The following is a 15341-nucleotide window of genomic DNA, read 5'->3' on the forward strand; positions in this document are numbered from 1 at the left end:
TCCCCTGTGGACGGTCAGGCGTCGGCGCCGCGCGGCATCGGCACGAGGGCGGCGGCGGTGTAAGGCGCCAGGCGGTGCACCAGGTCACCGCTCTTCGTCACGGTCCCCCGCTCGCGCGTCCGCTCACCGTCCAGGAGGCCGCGGACCCACCGCGCGACCGCTCGCGGCGGCGGCACCACGTCCGGACCGAAGCGCGCCTGCACCAGGACGTCCTCACCGCTGTGCGTCTCCACGGCGGCCGCCCAGCCGCGCTCCTCGTCCCACAGCAGCGCCACGTCGCGGTCGGGGAACCCGGGCAACCTGCCGTCCAGGGCCAGGTACGCGCCGGCGGGCCATTCGGCCTGCACGTACGAGCACTCGCCGGTGAGCCCCAGTTCCTCGGTGACCCGGCGCACGTAGCCGCGCAGGCCCCAGGTCAGAGCGTCGTCGAAATCCAGTTCCACCGCGCATCGCCACCTTTTCCCCCGCCTCGCGGGGTGTCGATGCGCCGACTGTTTGACGCCTTCCGCAGATACCCCGACCGGGTGAGCGACGAACCCTCCGACCACTACTGTTCCGATTCAGGTGACGTACCCCTCGACGACCGCGGCGGACGTGTCCGACTCGGTTGACCATGGTGTTCGCGGTCACGCACAGTGGGTGCGTGCAGAGGGCGTTGAGCATCCTGACCGCGGTGGCGTACGTGACGTTGCCGCTCGGGTCGAAGAGCTTCGAGCAGTCGCTCGTGCCGACGCTGCTCGTCGGGCTGGCCTACGGCCTGCTCGCGATCTTCGGCTTCCCGTTCGCGCAACGACGGGGCCGTGCCTTCGCCGCGGCCTACGTCGTGGTCCAGCTGCCGCTGGGGTTCCTGCTGTTCTCGCTGTCCGGCGCGGCGATCGGCGCGGTGCTGCTGCTGGTCGTGCTGGTGGCGCAGAGCGTCCTGCTGCTGCCGCTGCCGGCCGCCGCCGCGGTGGCCGCGGTCATCCCCCTGAACCACGTGGAGATGGCGTGGCCCGACGGGCTGCGCGAAGGGCTGGGCACGTTGGCCGTCACCGCGTTCACGGTCGTCATCACCGAGCTGCTGGTGCGCGAGCAACGCGCCCGCGCGGAACTCGCGGTGGCCCACGAACGGCTGCGCGGGTACGCCGCCCAGGCCGAGCAGCTAGCGACCACGCAGGAGCGCAACCGGGTCGCCCGCGACATCCACGACGGGCTCGGCCACCACCTGACCGTCGTGCAGATGCTGGTGCAGGCCGCCCGCGCGGTCATCGACACGGCCGAGCGCGACCGGCTCGACGCGATGCTGGCCAAGGCGCAGGACCAGGCCAAGCAGGCGCTGGCCGAGGTCCGCCGCTCGGTCGCCGCGCTGCGCGAGCCGCGCTCCGAGCCGCTGGTGGACGCGTTGCGGGCGTTGGCGTCCGAGGTCACCGAGGCGGGGGTGCCGACCGGGTTCGAGGTGCGCGGCGCGGCCCGCGACGCCCGCGCGGAGGTCGAGGAGTCGTTGTTCCGGGCGGCTCAGGAGGCGTTGACCAACGTGCGCAAGCACGCCCAGGCGACCGCCGCGACCCTCCTGCTCGACTACGGTCGCGGTGACACGGTCCGCTTGCAGGTCCGTGACGACGGCCGGGGCATGGCCGAGGAGCCGGGCGGCGGGTTCGGACTGGTGGGCTTGGAGGAGCGGGTGGCCGGGCTGGGCGGGCGGGTGTCGGTCGACTCGACGGCCGGGCACGGCGTGACGCTGACCGTGGAGGTGCCGGCGTGACCGACTCCCCCGTGCGCGTGCTGATCGTGGACGACCAGGCGTTGTTCCGCGAGGCGCTGGCGACGTTGCTGGAGGTCCAGCCCGAAATCGAGGTGGTCGGCGAGGCCGGCGACGGTGAGCAGGCCGTGCGGCTGTGCGCCGAGCTGGAGCCGGACGTCGTGCTGATGGACCTGCGGATGCCGGTGCTGGACGGCATCGCGGCCACCAACCGGTTGCGGGTCGAGCAGCCCGGGGTGCGGGTACTGGCGCTCACCACGTTCGACGACGACGCCGACGTGTTCGCCGCGGTCCGCGCAGGCGCGCTCGGCTACCTGCTGAAGGACGTCTCGTCGGCCCGGCTGGTCGAGGCGCTGGTCGCGGCACGGCGCGGCGAGTCGGTGTTGCAGCCGTCGGTGGCGGCGAAGCTCGTGGCGCGGGTGGCGCAGCTGCCCCACGACGACGCGCCGCCGCGCCGACCGCCCGTGCCCCTGTCGGAACGGGAGCTCGACGTGGTGCGGCTGCTCGCCGAGGGCCGCAGCAACCGCGAGATCGCCGGCGCGCTGTACCTGGCCGAGGGCACGGTGAAGAACCTCGTCACCGGCGTGCTGGCCAAGCTCCGGGTCCGCGACCGGACGCAGGCCGCGTTGCGGGCGCGGGAACTCGGCCTCTGCTGAAGGTCATGTGACCTCACGCATGACCTTCGGCACCTGACCGCGCTCCCCCGGGCGGCCCAGGATCTTCGTTGCGCACAACGGATCGCAACGGAGGAGCCGACATGAGTTCGGAGCAGACGATCGCCCGCACGGGCCGCCGGCAGTGGGGGCGCTTCGCCCGGCACGCGGTGGAGATGGCCGTGTCCATGGTGGTGGGCATGGTGGCCCTGGAGCCGGTCTGGTCGTTCGCGTGGCCGGGGCTGGCCGACAACGTCACCGCGCACGTGCTGGTGATGGCCACGAACATGGCACTGGGCATGGGGCTGTGGATGCGGGTCCGGCGGCACGGTCGGGCCGGCATCGCCGAGATGTCGGTGGCGATGTACGCGCCGTTCGTCGTGCTGCTGCCGTTCCACTGGGCGGGCGCGTTGTCCGGGATGGCGCTGATGACCGCCGGGCACGTGCTGATGGTCCCGGCGATGCTGGTCGCGATGTGGCGTCGCCGCCACGAGTACGGGTGCTGACCGGCCATGCGCGTCCTCACCCGAACCCTGGTGTTCCTGCTCGCCGCCCTGGTCCTGCCGACCGCGTTCGGCGCGCCGACCGTCCGCGCCGCGTTCGACGACTTGAACGCGCCGCGGACGGACGGCGCGACCCCGACACCGGCACCGGTCGCGCACGACCCCGGCAAACCGACCGCGGTCGTCGTGGTCGGCGACCACGGGGCCGTCGTGTCCGACACGCTCGCCCCTTACGAGGTCCTGGCCACGACCGGCGCGTTCAACGTCTACGCGGTCGCGCCGTCGAGCCGGCCCGCGCCGCTGACCGGCGGCTTGGACCTGGTGCCCGACCTGACGTTCGCCGGGTTGGACGCCCTGCTCGGTGGCGCGGCCCCGGACGTGGTGGTCGTGCCCGCCATGCCCGACGTCGGGCAGCGCACGTCCAAGCCGGTCACGGACTGGCTGACCCGACAGACGGCGGGCGGGTCGCTGCTGCTGAGCGTGTGCAACGGGGCCGGCGTGCTCGCCTCGGCGGGGCTGCTCGACGGACGCCGCGCGACCGCGCACTGGCTGCGCTTCGACACGTTCGAGGAGGACTACCCGGCGGTCGACTGGGTGCCCGGCACCCGGTACGTGGACGACGGGGACGTGATCAGCACGGCGGGCATCCTGTCCGGTGTCGACGGCACGCTGCGCGTGGTCGAACGGCTGGTCGGTCCGGCAGCCGCGGCCCGCGCGGCGGAGCGGACCGGGTGGCCGCACTACAACCCGGGCGCCGCGGCCTCGATCGAGCAGGCGCACGTGCGACCGGCGGACGCCGTCGTCGGGTTCAACACGGCGTTCGGCTGGGACCGCGACACGACGGGGGTGCTGCTCACCGACGGCGTCGGTGAGATCGAGCTGGCCTCGGTCTTCGACACCTACGGCCAGTCGCTGGCCGTCCGCACGGTGGCCGTCGCGCCGGGGGCGGAGCCGGTGCGGTCGCGGCACGGGCTGACGTTCGCGCCGAGGGCCGAGCCGTCCGCCGACCTGGACCGCCTGGTCGTGCCGGGCGCGGACGCCGCGCGACGGGGTGCGGCGGCCGGGCTCGCCGACCCGGTCCACCCGCACCGGGAGGGCGGTTTCCCGTTCGACGGCGTGCTGCTCGACCTCGCGCGCACCACGGACGTGGCCACGGCGACGTGGACGGCCAGGGTGCTGGAGTACCCGGTCGACCACCTCGCGCTCAGCGGCCCGGCCTGGCCGTGGACCCGGACGCTGCGGCCGCTCGCGCTCGCCCTGCTCGGCGTCCTGGCGGCGTTCGGCCTGCTCCGGCTGGTGCGCGCACGCCGTGCGGTCAGGTCGACACCAGCCGCAGCGCCGCCACCGCCTCGTCCACGGACGCGTGCAGCGGCAGGGCCGAGTCGACCTGGCTGATCTGCAACGGCCGCAGCACCGCGCGGCTGTTGGCGACCACGGCGAACGGGATGCGCAGCCGGTTGGCCCGGTGGTGGGAGTTGACCAGCATCGCGATGCCGACCGAGCCCATGAAGTCCACCGCGCCCAGGTCCAGCACCACCCCCGGCGGGCGCGCCTCGAACACGACGTCGAGCTCGGACACGACCGGCCGGTGGGTGGCGGCGTCGAGGGCGCCGGACACCGCCACCAGGAGGATGCCGCGGTCCAGCTCGGTGGTGGTCAGGCGGTGGGCGGGCTCGGTCATGGCGGCCACTCCTCGCGGTCGGAGACCACCGAGACTGCTACCCGGGGGCCTCGGCCGCAAAACCTGGCCCGGACGGGCTCACCCGGCCAGGGCGAGCAGGACCCGGTTGCGCTCGGGGTCGCGCAGCAGGCGGAGGGACTCCTTCTCCAGCTGGCGGACGCGCTCGCGGGTGAGGCCGAGTTCCTCGGACAGCTCCTGGAGGCTGCGCGCACGCCCGTCGGACAGGCCGTAGCGCTGGGTGACGATCCGCGCCTGGCGTTCGGGCAGCGTGCCGACCAGGGCCCTCAGCTGCTCGGCGACCTCACGCTGCTCGACCACCTCCTGGGCGTCCACGGCCTCGGTGTCCTCGATCAGGTCGGCCACGGACGCGCCGCCGTCGTCGCCGATCGGGGTCTCCAGGCTCAGCGCGGCGCGGCTGGCGGCCAGCAGGTCGACCACCCTGGTCACCGGCATCTTCACGACCTCCGCGATCTCCTCGGCGGTCGGCTCCCGGTCGGTCTCCAGCCGCAGCCGCTGCTCGGCCTTGCGCAGCTTGCCGACCTCCTCGTGGACGTGCATCGGCAGCCGGATGCTGCGGGTCTGCTCGGCCAGGCCGCGCTCGATGGCCTGGCGGATCCACCAGACCGCGTACGTGGAGAACTTGAAGCCCTTCACGTAGTCCCACTTCTCGACCGCGCGGATCAGGCCGAGGTTGCCCTCCTGCACGACGTCGAGCAGCGGCAGGCCGCGGAACGCGTGCTTCTTGGCCACCGACACCACCAGGCGCAGGTTCGCCCGGATCATGTGGTCCTTCGCCCGCGCGCCCTCGTCCACCACGGTCCGCAGCGCACGCTGACGCTGCGCGTCCACCGGCGGCCCTTCGCCCGCTTCGGCACGGCGCACCAGCTCGGCCGCGTACACGCCCGCCTCGATGCGCTTGGCCAGGACGACCTCGTCGTCCGCGGTGAGCAGGGGCGTCGACGTGAGCTCGTGCAGGTACCGGCCGACGAGGTCGGCCTCGCGGGCACCTTCCCGGGTGGTCGCGGCGGGCCGGGCCTCGCGGGTCGGGCGGGTCTGGCGGGGCATCTGCACCGTCAACGACATGTCGTCTCCTTGCCGGATCGCACCCGCGCACGGGTGATCGTGCGGGATGACCTGGGGAATTGGTGAGGTCGTCCGCCGACGCAGCGGCTTCGGACGACTTCGCCCCGCGCACCTCGGGCAGGGCCGACACCCGGTTCAACGGAACATCTCCGGCTCGTATTCCACGCGACCCGGTGGTGTGCGCGTGGACGTGACGGGGCACACCGGACCATGCTGTGGTTGCGTTGACCGACGACGTTCGGCGGAGGTGGGCCAGTGGCCGAGGACACGACCAGCGACGACCTGGCGGCGCGCCTCAACGAGGTCGCGCGCGCCCTGCACCGGCAGGGCAACGCGCAGGACACGCTGGACGAAATCGTGCGCGCCGCGGTGGGCACCATCCCCGGCGCGTGGCACGCCGGGATCATGACGATCGTCGGCAAGCGCGACGTGCAGACCGTCGCGGCGACCGGCGACGTGCCGCACGACGTGGACCAGGTCCAGTACGACACCGGCCAGGGACCGTGCCTGACCGCGCTCTACCAGCAGAAGATCGTCAGCGCGCCCGACCTGGCCGAGGAGACGCGCTGGCCGGTGTTCGCCAAGCGGGCGATCAAGCTGGACGTGGCCAGCATGCTGTCGTTCCGGCTGTTCGTGGCGGGCGACGACCTCGGGGCGCTCAACCTGTACTCACCGGACACGCACGCGTTCGACGACGAGTCCGAGCACGTGGGGCTGCTGTTCGCCGGGCACGCGGCCGTGGCGCTGGCGACTGCCCAGGAGCGCGACCACATGGCCGAGGCCGTGCAGACGCGTGACCTGATCGGGCAGGCCAAGGGCATCCTGATGGAACGCCACAAGCTCACCGCCGACCAGGCGTTCGCCGTGCTCGTGCGGGCCAGCCAGCAGGCCAACATGAAGTTGCGCGCCTTGGCCGAGCAGCTCACCAGCACGGGTGAACTGCCGACCCGGTGAACCCGGGGTTGCGCCACGTGGCCGACCGCGCCCGGTCGCCGTTTTAGAGCATTCACGCGGTAGTTCGCCGCCGGCCCGCTCACTACGTTCGGTGAGGTGACATCGGACGGCGCGGGAGGCGACTCGTGGAGCTGCAGATCACCGATCGGCGGTGGCAGGACGCGCGGGACGCCCTCACCGAGGCCGCGCAGCGGTTCAATCGGATGCTCCTGGACTGCCGCACGCCGGACCGCCGCGCGATCGGCGACTGGTCGGTGGCCGACACCGCCGCGCACGTCGCCGTCGTGGCGCGGCTCAACGCCGGCCTGATCGGCGGCGACCTGGCCCCGCTGGACGAGCCCGACCTGGACCGGGGCTGGCAGGAGTCGAGCCTGGGCGGGTTCGCGCGGCTCAACGCGCGGACCCTGGAGCACTTCCCCGAGCGCGCGCTGGACGTGGTGTCGAACACCCTGCTCGAAGAGGTCGACCTGCTGCTGGCCAGGGCCAGGGACGTCGACCCGCGCGAGCTGCGGCCGTGGCTGGGCAGCGCTCACCTGCCCGCCGCCGCGCACGTGGCCCACCAGCTCAACGAGATCCTGATCCACGGCCTGGACATCGCCCGTGCGCTGGACGTGCCGTGGCCGATCTCCACCCGCGAGGCCGCGCTCACGTTCGACCTGTTCCTCATGCCGATGCTCGGCGGCCGGTCGGGCCGGCTGCTCGCGGGCGGCGGCGCGGGCGGGCGCGTGACCCTCGAATTCCGCTCGAAGCACACCACGCCGGTCGTCCTGACCAGCGACAACGGGCGATTACAGGTCGAGGCGGCCGACGGGCGGCGCAGCGACGCGCAGGTCCGGTTCGACCCGGCCACGCTGATGCTCACGATCTTCCGCCGCACCCGTCTCGCGCGGGCCGTCGCCACGGGCAAGGTCGTCGCGTTCGGCCGCCGCCCGTGGGCGGCCGTGGCCTACCTGAGGGGCATGCGCTCACCCTGACGCGCGCGGGTACTCCGCGTCCACGTCACCGTCGAACAACCGCCAGTAGAGGTCGTTCATCCGCGCGGCGGTGGGCGCGTGACGGGCCAGGATCGCCGCCACGGCGGCCGGCACGTCGTCCGGGACGTCACCCGCGGCGCATCGGCGGACGAACGCGTTGCGGGCGGTGGGGACGTCACCGGGCGGCACGGTCACGCCGCACACGTCGGTCACCAGCCAGTTCACCAGCCGCATGGCGGCGTAGTCGGCGTCGTGGGCGGCGTTGCGGCGGACGAAGTCGCGTTCGGCGTCGGACAGGTCGAACGCCGGTGACGTGACGAGCCCGAAATCGGTCAGGTACAGCCGCTCGCCGTCGGTGCGCATGTTGCCGAAGTGCCCGTCCATGTGCAGCAGGTCGTGCTCGCGCAGGAACGCGGCGATCCCGGTCACCTGCCGCTCCACCTCTTCGGCCTTGGCCGCGGGGTCCTCGGCCAGCAGGACCTCCACCGGGTGCGGGACGTACTCGCAGAACAGCACGAGGCTGTGCGACGCGGCGGCCAGCGCTTCGAGCCGGACCCGGACGGCCGGGCTGCCGCCCATCAGGGCGACGGTGGCGTCCACGTCGGCGTGCTCGGCGGCGACGGGCGGGCGGCCGGGCAGCACCCGCCAGTGGTGCAGCAACGGGAACGCCGCCGTGCCGCCCGCGAGCACCGCGTCGGTGACGACCAGGTTCGCGGCCAGCTCGCGCCAGGCGTTGAACGACGGGCCGCCGATGCCGTACTGGCAGCGCACCGGCAGGTCGAACAGGTTCGCCGTGGCGTGCGGCCGGGCGAGCTCCCGATCGGTCAACGGGATGCGCTTGGCGAACACCGGCGTGCCCCCGACGTCCACCACCGTCGAGCCGCCACCCACGCCGACGTGCTCGCACGTGCCGACCAGGGCGGTGAGGGCGTCATCGTCGAGGGACGCGAGAAGAGCCGACAGCCGCTCGTGCCGGGCACGCCGCGAAGTGGTCACCTCCCGATCATGCCCTCCTCGACGTGAGGATTGCCGCACGCCGGAATCCCGTGGTGGCCGGCCGGTGCGGAGTGATTACTGTGCACGTGACGTTGGGGGGGCGACACGTGGGTCGACCGATGGTGGTGCCGGCCCGGTGGCCGCAGGACGCCGTGGTGCGCACGGCGCGGTTGCGCGTCGAGCCCGTGCGGGTCGAGGACGCCGACGAGATGGCGGTGGTGCTGGGCGATCCCGCGCTCTACGCGATCATCGGCGGCACACCGCCCACCGCCGCCGAACTCGCGTCGCGGTACCGGCGGTGGGAGCGGCCGTCCTCCGACGACGGCCGGGAGGGCCGGCTCAACTGGGTCGTGCGCCGGACGTCGGACGACACCGCCGTGGGGACCTTGCAGGCGACGGTCACGGCCGGGGCTCAGGGGTTGGCCGCCGAGGTGGCGTGGGTGGTCGGCGTCCCGTTCCAGGGGCACGGCTACGCCACCGAGGCCGCCGGGGCGGTGGTGGGGTGGCTGGTCGAGCACGGCGCGGTGGACGTGCACGCGCACATCGCGCCCGAGCATCTGTCCAGCGAGGCGGTCGCGCGGCGGATCGGGATGCGGGCCACCGGCGAGTTCCGCGACGACGGCGAGCAGCGCTGGCGTCACCGCCGGTCGACGGGCGGGCGGGGTTCGGCCTGAGCCGCGCGTTGGTCTCGATCCGTCGCACGACGGCTGTGTCGGGTTGACCTCGTCGGCGGGCCGGGTTATCCACGGTTGTGAGCGAAGAGCAGATCGGGCCGCTGCCGCACGACGACCGCCCGGCCGTGCCGCCGGTCGGGCCCGCGCCCATCCGGCAGCGGCGGGTCGGGTTCTCGTTGGTGGCCGTGTTCCTCGTCGGGCAGCTCACGATGCTGCTCGTGTCCGTGGTGGTGCTGCTGTCGTACGGCTCGGCGGACACCGCGCTGCTGGAGGACGGTCGGCTGCTCGCGCTGCTCGTCGTGCCGACGTCGGTGGGCGCGCTGGTCGCCGCGATCGGGACCGGCCGGGTCGGTGCCGGGCCGAGGGCCGGTCGGGTGTGGCGGGAGCTCGCGGTCCGGTGGAACGTCAAGGACGTCGCCATCGGCTTGGCCCTGGGGCTGGGCGGGTTGGCGTTGACGCTGCCCGCGGCGGCGGTGTGGGCCGCGTGGGTGGGCGAGGACCAAGCCTCCTCGGCGGTGGGTGACGCGTTCGCCGGGCGCGAGCTGACGCCCGTGGCGGCTGTGGTCGCGTTCCTCGCCGTGTGGCTGATCGCGCCGCTGGCCGAGGAGGTGCTGTTCCGCGGCGTGCTGTGGCGAGCGTTCGAGCACCTGGGTTGGAACCGCTGGATCGTGTTCGCGGCGACCAGCCTGGTGTTCTCCGTCGCGCACCTGGAGCTGCTGCGCACACCGCTGCTGCTGGTGCTGTCGATCCCCATCGGACTGGCCCGGCTGCTCACCGGCAACCTGCTCGCGAGCGTGGTCGCGCACCAGGTCAACAACTTCCTCCCGGCCGTCGCCCTGTTCCTGGCCTCGACCGGCAACCTGCCCTGACCGTTCGCCCGTCCGGGGGACACAACGACACGACCGCATGATCCTTCGCGATACCCGGAGTACACGCCACCACTCCGCGCGGAGGTTCAGGTGCACACGTCGGGAGGCACCACCGGCAACCGGACCGCGATGTCGGACGGCCTGCGCAGCCGTTGGCTGGCCCCGGTCTACGCGCTGGTCGTCTCGTTCCTGGCGGTCCTGCTGCTCGGCGCGGTCGTGCGCGAGCCCGCCGCCCCGGCCGGCCGGTCGGTCGACATCCGGTTCGTGACGAACGGGCAGGACCGGGCCTCGCTGGACAACGCCCGGGTCGAGGTGTTCGCCGGGACCGAATCGGACCTCGTGGTGAACGCCGGGGGCGGGATCGACGACGTCCCCGCGGACGGGGCGCTCACGATCTGCGTGCGGCTGCCGAAGGGCTGGTCCGCCCCGGCGCCCGCGCAGCGGCTCGGCGACTACACGTGCTGGCCGGGGGTCGCCGCCGACGGTCCGGTCGAGCTGCCCGTGACCCGGTCGGAGGTCCCCCGATGACCGCGAGGACACCGGTCGTGCCCGCCCTGACCGCGGTGTGCGCCGCGCTGGGCGCGCTGGTCGGCCTCCGGTTGCTCGACCTGGGGTTCTGGCGCGCCGTGGCCGTGGTGCTCGTCGGCGCGGTCTTCGGGGTCGGCGTCGCGCTCGGGCTGCTGACCGTCGACCGGCGTCCGACGCCGCACCGGGTGCCCGCCCCGCAACGGGAGCCGGTGCGAGCCCATGCGGAACCGGAACCGGAACCGGAACCGGCGGCGAACCGGACGTGGTGGACCGAAACGCCCGCGCGCCCCACGACCGCCTCGGCCGAACGCGGACCGTCGCGCGACGGCTACGACGTGGACAACGCGGTCGTCGCGCAGTGCCCGCGCTGCGGCGACTTCCGCCTGGACCTCGAGCAGGACGCCGACACCTACGCCTTCCACTGCCGCAACCCGAGGTGCGGGCACCGGTGGGAGTGGCGCGCGGGCGCGCCGTGGCCGACGACGGTGGTCCGCCGCAACCTGACCGGATGACCTGACGACCGACGAAGAGGGGGGTGCGATGTGGAGAAGTACCGGCAGTCCGTGTCACGGTCCGAGCCGGGGTGCGTGGTCATCCTGCTGGACCGCTCGGACTCGATGAAGCTCGCCTGGGGCCGCACCGGCGCGTCGCTCGCGGAGGGCGCGGCGCTGGCGGTCAACAACATCCTGCTGGACATGTGCATCAAAGCGACCACCGAGGTCAACTCCCCGGTGCGGCACTACTTCGACGTGGGCATCTTCAGCTACGGCGCGCGCCTGACCGAGCCGGGCGAGGGCGTCGAGTCGGCGTTCGGCGGCGCGCTGGCCGGTCGCGGTCTGGTGCCGTTGCCGGAGCTGGCCGAGCACCCCGTGGCGGTGCGGGAGGAGCCGTCCATCGACGTGATGCCGGTGAGCGCGCGCATGCCGGTCTGGGTCGACCCGGTGCACGGCCACCGCACGCCGATGTGCCAGGCCATCGCGGTCGCCGGCGCGCACGTGTTCGACTGGGCCGCCGCGCACCCGGACTCGTTCCCGCCCATCGTCGTCAACATCACCGACGGAATGGTGACCGACAGCCCGTACGACGGCGCGACCCTCCAGGACTGGGTGCGACGGCTGACGTCGATCGAGACCAACGACGGCGCGACGTTGTTCTTCAACGTCTTCCTCTCCCCGTTCGAGGTCAACGAGATCGTGTTCCCGTCCGACCCGGACGGGCTGCCCTCCCCCGGCCCGGACCTGTTCGAGCTGAGCAGCCCGCTGCCGCCGCCGATGGTCGACAACGCCCGGGTCGACGGCTACGACGTCCGGCCGGGCGCGCGCGGCCTCGCGTTCAACGTCGGCCGCTCGACCCTGCTGCGGGTGCTGCAGATCGGCACCAGGGTCCCGGATCGCGCGAGGTAGCGCCGTGAGCCACACCCGCCAGGTCGTCTTCTACGCGCCCAAGCACGGCAACGCCGAGGCCGAGTGGGAGGACGGCGCGGCCTCGGCCCCCGCCGACGGCGCCGGGCACGGGCCGCGGTTCGCCGTGGCCGACGGCGCGACGCAGGGCTTCGGCTCCGCCCGGTGGGCCCAGCAGCTCGTCGCGGGCTTCGTCGGCGACCAGGGCGCGGCGCCGGACCTGACGGTGGAGGCGTTGCACCGGTGGGCGTCGGACATGCAGGCGAGGTGGCACGACGACCCCCGGCTGGCCGGCGCGACGGACCTGCAACGGCTCAAGCAGGCCACGATCGGCTCGTTCGCCACGTTCCTGGGCTGCGAGCTGCGCGACCTGACGGGTCGGCGACCGCGCTGGGCGGCCGTCGCGCTCGGCGACGCGGTGCTGTTCCACGTCCGCGGGGACCGGGTCGTGGCGCAGTTCCCGCCGATCGCGCCGGACGGGTTCGGGTCCAACCCGGACGGTCTGCCGACCGGTTCGGCCGCGTTGACCGACATGCTCGGCCGGGCGGTGTTCGCGGAGGGCGACCTCGCCGACGGTGATCTGCTGTACCTGGCCACGGACGCGTTCGCCCAGTGGGTCGCCGCGGCCGACCTGCGCGACGGGCGGGCGTTGTGGACGGCGCTGGCGCGCCTGGACCACCCCGAGGCGTTCCGGGAACTGGTCCGGGGTCGGCGCGCGGCGCGGGAGATGGTCAACGACGACGTCACGTTGATGCGGGTGCGGTTCGCCCGGACGCCCGCCACGCACCTGGTGGTGTGCCTGTGATCCGGTACCCGACGCCCGACGAGTACATGAAGGCGGTGCAGCACCCGGACTGCTTCGTCGCCGACGAGCTGCGCGGACTGGAGCTCGTGGTGCACCCGCTGTACGGGATACCGATGCCGGCGGCGGGCACGAGCGCCGTGGTGTTCAAGGCGGTCGCGGACGGCGAGCCGCAGGCGTTGCGGTTCTTCACCCGGGACGACGTGTCGAGCGGCGAGCGCTACGGCGCGTTGCACGAGCACTTCACGTCGCACGGGTTGGAGAGCGTGGTCGCCCTGCCCCGGTGGGTGGACGAAGGTGTCCGCGTAAACGGGCGCGTGTGGCCGGTGGTGCGGATGCAGTGGGTGGAGGGGCACACGCTGAACCGGCACGTGGACGAGCTGGTGGAGCGCCGCGACACCACGTCGCTGTCGGCGTTGGCGGGCTCGTGGCGGAACCTGGTGACGCGCATCCAGCGGGCCGAGTTCGCGCACGGCGACCTCCAGCACGGCAACGTCCTGGTCGGCGGTCGCGGGGAGCTGCGGCTGGTCGACTTCGACTGCTCGTGGATCGCCCGGTTCTCCGGCGCGCTCGCGCCGAGCGAGACCGGGCACCGCAACTACCAGCCCGAACACCGCCCGTGGGGTCGGTGGATGGACACGTTCTCCGGGGTGGTCATCTACCTGTCGCTGCTGGCGCTGGCGAAGGACCCGACCGGGTGGCGCGCCTGCTACACCGGCGAGAACCTGCTGCTGCGGCGGGAGGACTTCCGGCCGCCGTTCGACACGCCCGCGTGGGCGCGCCTGGCGGCGATCGGCGACCCGCACGTGGCCGAGGTGGCGTGGCGGCTCAAGCAGTGCTGCACGCCGGGGTGGGTCGCGGGTTCGGGCCTGGACGACCTGCTCGCGCCCAGGGTCGTGCCGTGGTGGGAGCGGACGCCCGGGGTGGTCGCGCCGCAGCCGGTGCGCGTTCCCGCGCCGCCACCGCCTGCTCCCCGCCGCCCGGCCGTGGCGCCGGGCGGGAACTGGTGGGGCGCGGTGGAACCCCCGACGCCGAACGCGCCCGTCGAGCAGCCGGCGCGCAAGCGGCCGGCGACGGCGGGGGTGCTCGTGATCGCCACCCTGGTCGCGCTGCTGGCCGTAGCGCTCGTGTCGGAGTCCCAGGGGGGCGCGGCGCTGGGCGTCGTGGTGGCGGCCTTGGTCGTGTTCGTCGTCTGGAGGGCCCGGCTGCGGAAGCCGGGTTAGGACACCGCGCTCACGACTCGCGCCGCCTGGCCCGCACACCGAACACCACTCCCGCGATCAGCAGGGGCACGGCCACGACCCCGACCGCGGGCACGTTCAGCGCCGCCACCAGCAACACGAGCCCCAGAACGCCGCACACCACGCCCAGGCGGGTCAACCGGCGGGCGTCCCACCGCGACGCGGGCGGTTCCGGCTCGCCCTCCTCCGGTGCGGACTCGGGTGCGGACTCCGCGGGCGCGGACCAGAGCCGTTCCGGTGGGCGCGGTTGCGGCGGCGCCGGGTGATCCGTCGAGGACGGTGTGCGCGGCGGTCTGCCGCCCTGCCACCACTGCGGGGTCGACGGCGGGGTGGCGGGCTTCGGTTCCTCGGTGGTCGGCTGCGCCTCGGCCCTCAGCACGTCACGCAGCCACGTGGGCGTCGTCGCGGGTCCGGCGGTCTCCGGTGCGGTGGTCGCCGGTCCCGTGGCCCCTGGGTCCTGGGACGGCGGGGCGCTCGGCGGCCGGGCCGGTTCCGCCTCCGGCTCCGGCGGACCGATCACCACCGGGTTCTTCTCCCAGTAGTCCGCCCCCGACAGCCAGGTGACGCCCTCCGGCAGCTCCTCGCCCTCCCCCAGCTCGACGTTCGCCAGGATCTCGTCGATCTCCCGCGAGTTCATGTTCGTGATCTCGCCCCGCTCGCGGAACTCGCGCAGCAGCTTCACGATGTCGGCTCGGGCCACCTCGTCGCGCTCGGTGCGCAGGTGCCGCCGCAGCTGGCCGATGATGATCTCCTGCCGTTCCGGCGGGATCGGCTGCGGCCCGAGGAGCTCGGCGATCCGGTACAGGTACTCGAACGGCACCTTGGGCGGCGGTGGCAGCGGGTTCGGCAGCACGCGCGGCCGGGCCGTCAGCTCGGCCAGCGCGCCCGCCAGCGCCACGACCGCGTCGGCGCTGCGCTCCCGGTAGTCCACCAGCTGGCGTTCCATGATCGGGATGCGGAGGTGGTCCAGCGGCCCGACCTGCACCGGGAGCACCGGCACGCCGAGCTGCTGCGCGTAGTCGAACTCCGCGTGGCAGGGAACCGACTTCCAGGACGCCTCCGACAGCGCGAACACGAACACCCGCGCCGCCTGGATCGTGCGGATGATCTCGCGCCACCACAGCTCGCCGCCGTGGATCTCGTGGTCGAGCCAGACCTGGTGCCCCATCCGGTCGAGGTCCTGCCGGAGGGCGCGCACCAGGCTCTCGTCGGCACGGGTGTAGCTGACGAAGACGGTCATCGGTC

At 73.6% G+C, this 15341-nt stretch carries 18 protein-coding genes; 13 read left to right on the forward strand and 5 right to left on the reverse strand.

Annotated elements, in window-relative coordinates; genetic code table 11:
- Positions 1 to 14 precede the first annotated feature (14 nt).
- Complete coding sequence (locus ACIQMJ_RS22545) at positions 15 to 443, reverse strand: DUF6292 family protein (RefSeq protein WP_499762962.1); 429 nt, start codon at positions 441 to 443, stop codon at positions 15 to 17.
- A gap of 200 nt (positions 444 to 643) precedes the next feature.
- Between ACIQMJ_RS22545 and ACIQMJ_RS22550 the strand changes: the two genes are divergently transcribed.
- From ACIQMJ_RS22550 to ACIQMJ_RS22565, 4 genes are all read left to right on the forward strand, one after another.
- Positions 644 to 1741 (forward strand): sensor histidine kinase, encoded by a 1098-nt coding sequence (locus ACIQMJ_RS22550; RefSeq protein WP_499762963.1) that lies wholly within the window; start codon positions 644 to 646, stop codon positions 1739 to 1741.
- Entirely contained in the window at positions 1738 to 2394 is a 657-nt protein-coding gene (locus tag ACIQMJ_RS22555; RefSeq protein ID WP_499762964.1) for a response regulator, read from the forward strand. The genes ACIQMJ_RS22550 and ACIQMJ_RS22555 overlap by 4 nt, the downstream gene beginning before the upstream one ends.
- 101 nt (positions 2395 to 2495) lie before the next feature.
- Positions 2496 to 2897: a hypothetical protein gene (locus ACIQMJ_RS22560; RefSeq protein ID WP_499762965.1), complete on the forward strand. Its 402-nt coding sequence runs from the start codon at positions 2496 to 2498 to the stop codon at positions 2895 to 2897.
- Between the two features lie 6 nt (positions 2898 to 2903).
- On the forward strand, positions 2904 to 4289 hold the full coding sequence (locus tag ACIQMJ_RS22565) for a DJ-1/PfpI family protein (RefSeq protein ID WP_499762966.1): 1386 nt from the start codon (positions 2904 to 2906) through the stop codon (positions 4287 to 4289).
- Here the strand turns inward: ACIQMJ_RS22565 and ACIQMJ_RS22570 are convergent.
- Positions 4210 to 4575, reverse strand: a complete 366-nt coding sequence (locus ACIQMJ_RS22570; RefSeq protein WP_499762967.1) for an STAS domain-containing protein — start codon at positions 4573 to 4575, stop codon at positions 4210 to 4212. The genes ACIQMJ_RS22565 and ACIQMJ_RS22570 overlap by 80 nt on opposite strands.
- Positions 4576 to 4653: 78 nt before the next feature.
- Positions 4654 to 5658 (reverse strand): sigma-70 family RNA polymerase sigma factor, encoded by a 1005-nt coding sequence (locus tag ACIQMJ_RS22575; RefSeq protein WP_499762968.1) that lies wholly within the window; start codon positions 5656 to 5658, stop codon positions 4654 to 4656.
- Positions 5659 to 5913: 255 nt separating this feature from the next.
- On the opposite strand from ACIQMJ_RS22575, the gene ACIQMJ_RS22580 reads away from it, so the two are divergent.
- Positions 5914 to 6612: a GAF and ANTAR domain-containing protein gene (locus ACIQMJ_RS22580; protein ID WP_499762969.1), complete on the forward strand. Its 699-nt coding sequence runs from the start codon at positions 5914 to 5916 to the stop codon at positions 6610 to 6612.
- A 125-nt stretch (positions 6613 to 6737) separates the two neighbouring features.
- Entirely contained in the window at positions 6738 to 7586 is an 849-nt protein-coding gene (locus ACIQMJ_RS22585; RefSeq protein WP_499762970.1) for a maleylpyruvate isomerase N-terminal domain-containing protein, read from the forward strand.
- On the opposite strand, the gene ACIQMJ_RS22590 is transcribed toward ACIQMJ_RS22585, so the two are convergent.
- Positions 7578 to 8582, reverse strand: a complete 1005-nt coding sequence (locus ACIQMJ_RS22590) for a serine/threonine protein phosphatase (protein ID WP_499762971.1) — start codon at positions 8580 to 8582, stop codon at positions 7578 to 7580. The genes ACIQMJ_RS22585 and ACIQMJ_RS22590 overlap by 9 nt on opposite strands.
- A 107-nt stretch (positions 8583 to 8689) precedes the next feature.
- Between ACIQMJ_RS22590 and ACIQMJ_RS22595 the strand changes: the two genes are divergently transcribed.
- The 7 genes from ACIQMJ_RS22595 to ACIQMJ_RS22625 all read left to right on the forward strand — a co-directional run bounded on the left by ACIQMJ_RS22595 (position 8690) and on the right by ACIQMJ_RS22625 (position 14078).
- On the forward strand, positions 8690 to 9256 hold the full coding sequence (locus tag ACIQMJ_RS22595; RefSeq protein ID WP_499762972.1) for a GNAT family N-acetyltransferase: 567 nt from the start codon (positions 8690 to 8692) through the stop codon (positions 9254 to 9256).
- Between the two features lie 77 nt (positions 9257 to 9333).
- On the forward strand, positions 9334 to 10125 hold the full coding sequence (locus ACIQMJ_RS22600; protein ID WP_499762973.1) for a CPBP family intramembrane glutamic endopeptidase: 792 nt from the start codon (positions 9334 to 9336) through the stop codon (positions 10123 to 10125).
- Between the two features lie 90 nt (positions 10126 to 10215).
- The gene (locus ACIQMJ_RS22605; RefSeq protein WP_499762974.1) at positions 10216 to 10653 is read left to right on the forward strand and encodes a hypothetical protein; all 438 of its coding nucleotides are present in this window, start codon (positions 10216 to 10218) and stop codon (positions 10651 to 10653) included.
- The gene (locus ACIQMJ_RS22610; protein WP_499762975.1) at positions 10650 to 11165 is read left to right on the forward strand and encodes a hypothetical protein; all 516 of its coding nucleotides are present in this window, start codon (positions 10650 to 10652) and stop codon (positions 11163 to 11165) included. The genes ACIQMJ_RS22605 and ACIQMJ_RS22610 overlap by 4 nt, the downstream gene beginning before the upstream one ends.
- 51 nt (positions 11166 to 11216) lie before the next feature.
- A complete protein-coding gene (locus tag ACIQMJ_RS22615; RefSeq protein ID WP_499762976.1) occupies positions 11217 to 12056 on the forward strand; it encodes a hypothetical protein in 840 nt (279 codons plus the stop codon).
- 4 nt (positions 12057 to 12060) lie between these two features.
- Entirely contained in the window at positions 12061 to 12858 is a 798-nt protein-coding gene (locus ACIQMJ_RS22620; protein ID WP_499762977.1) for a hypothetical protein, read from the forward strand.
- On the forward strand, positions 12855 to 14078 hold the full coding sequence (locus tag ACIQMJ_RS22625) for a protein kinase family protein (RefSeq protein WP_499762978.1): 1224 nt from the start codon (positions 12855 to 12857) through the stop codon (positions 14076 to 14078). Before ACIQMJ_RS22620 ends, ACIQMJ_RS22625 begins: the two co-directional genes overlap by 4 nt.
- A 10-nt stretch (positions 14079 to 14088) precedes the next feature.
- Here ACIQMJ_RS22625 and ACIQMJ_RS22630 read toward each other — a convergent pair whose 3' ends face one another.
- Entirely contained in the window at positions 14089 to 15336 is a 1248-nt protein-coding gene (locus ACIQMJ_RS22630) for a toll/interleukin-1 receptor domain-containing protein (RefSeq protein ID WP_499762979.1), read from the reverse strand.
- Between the last annotated feature and the right edge of the window lie 5 nt (positions 15337 to 15341).

The organism is Actinosynnema sp. NPDC091369 (genome assembly GCF_044757065.1).
Lineage (GTDB): Bacteria > Actinomycetota > Actinomycetes > Mycobacteriales > Pseudonocardiaceae > Actinosynnema.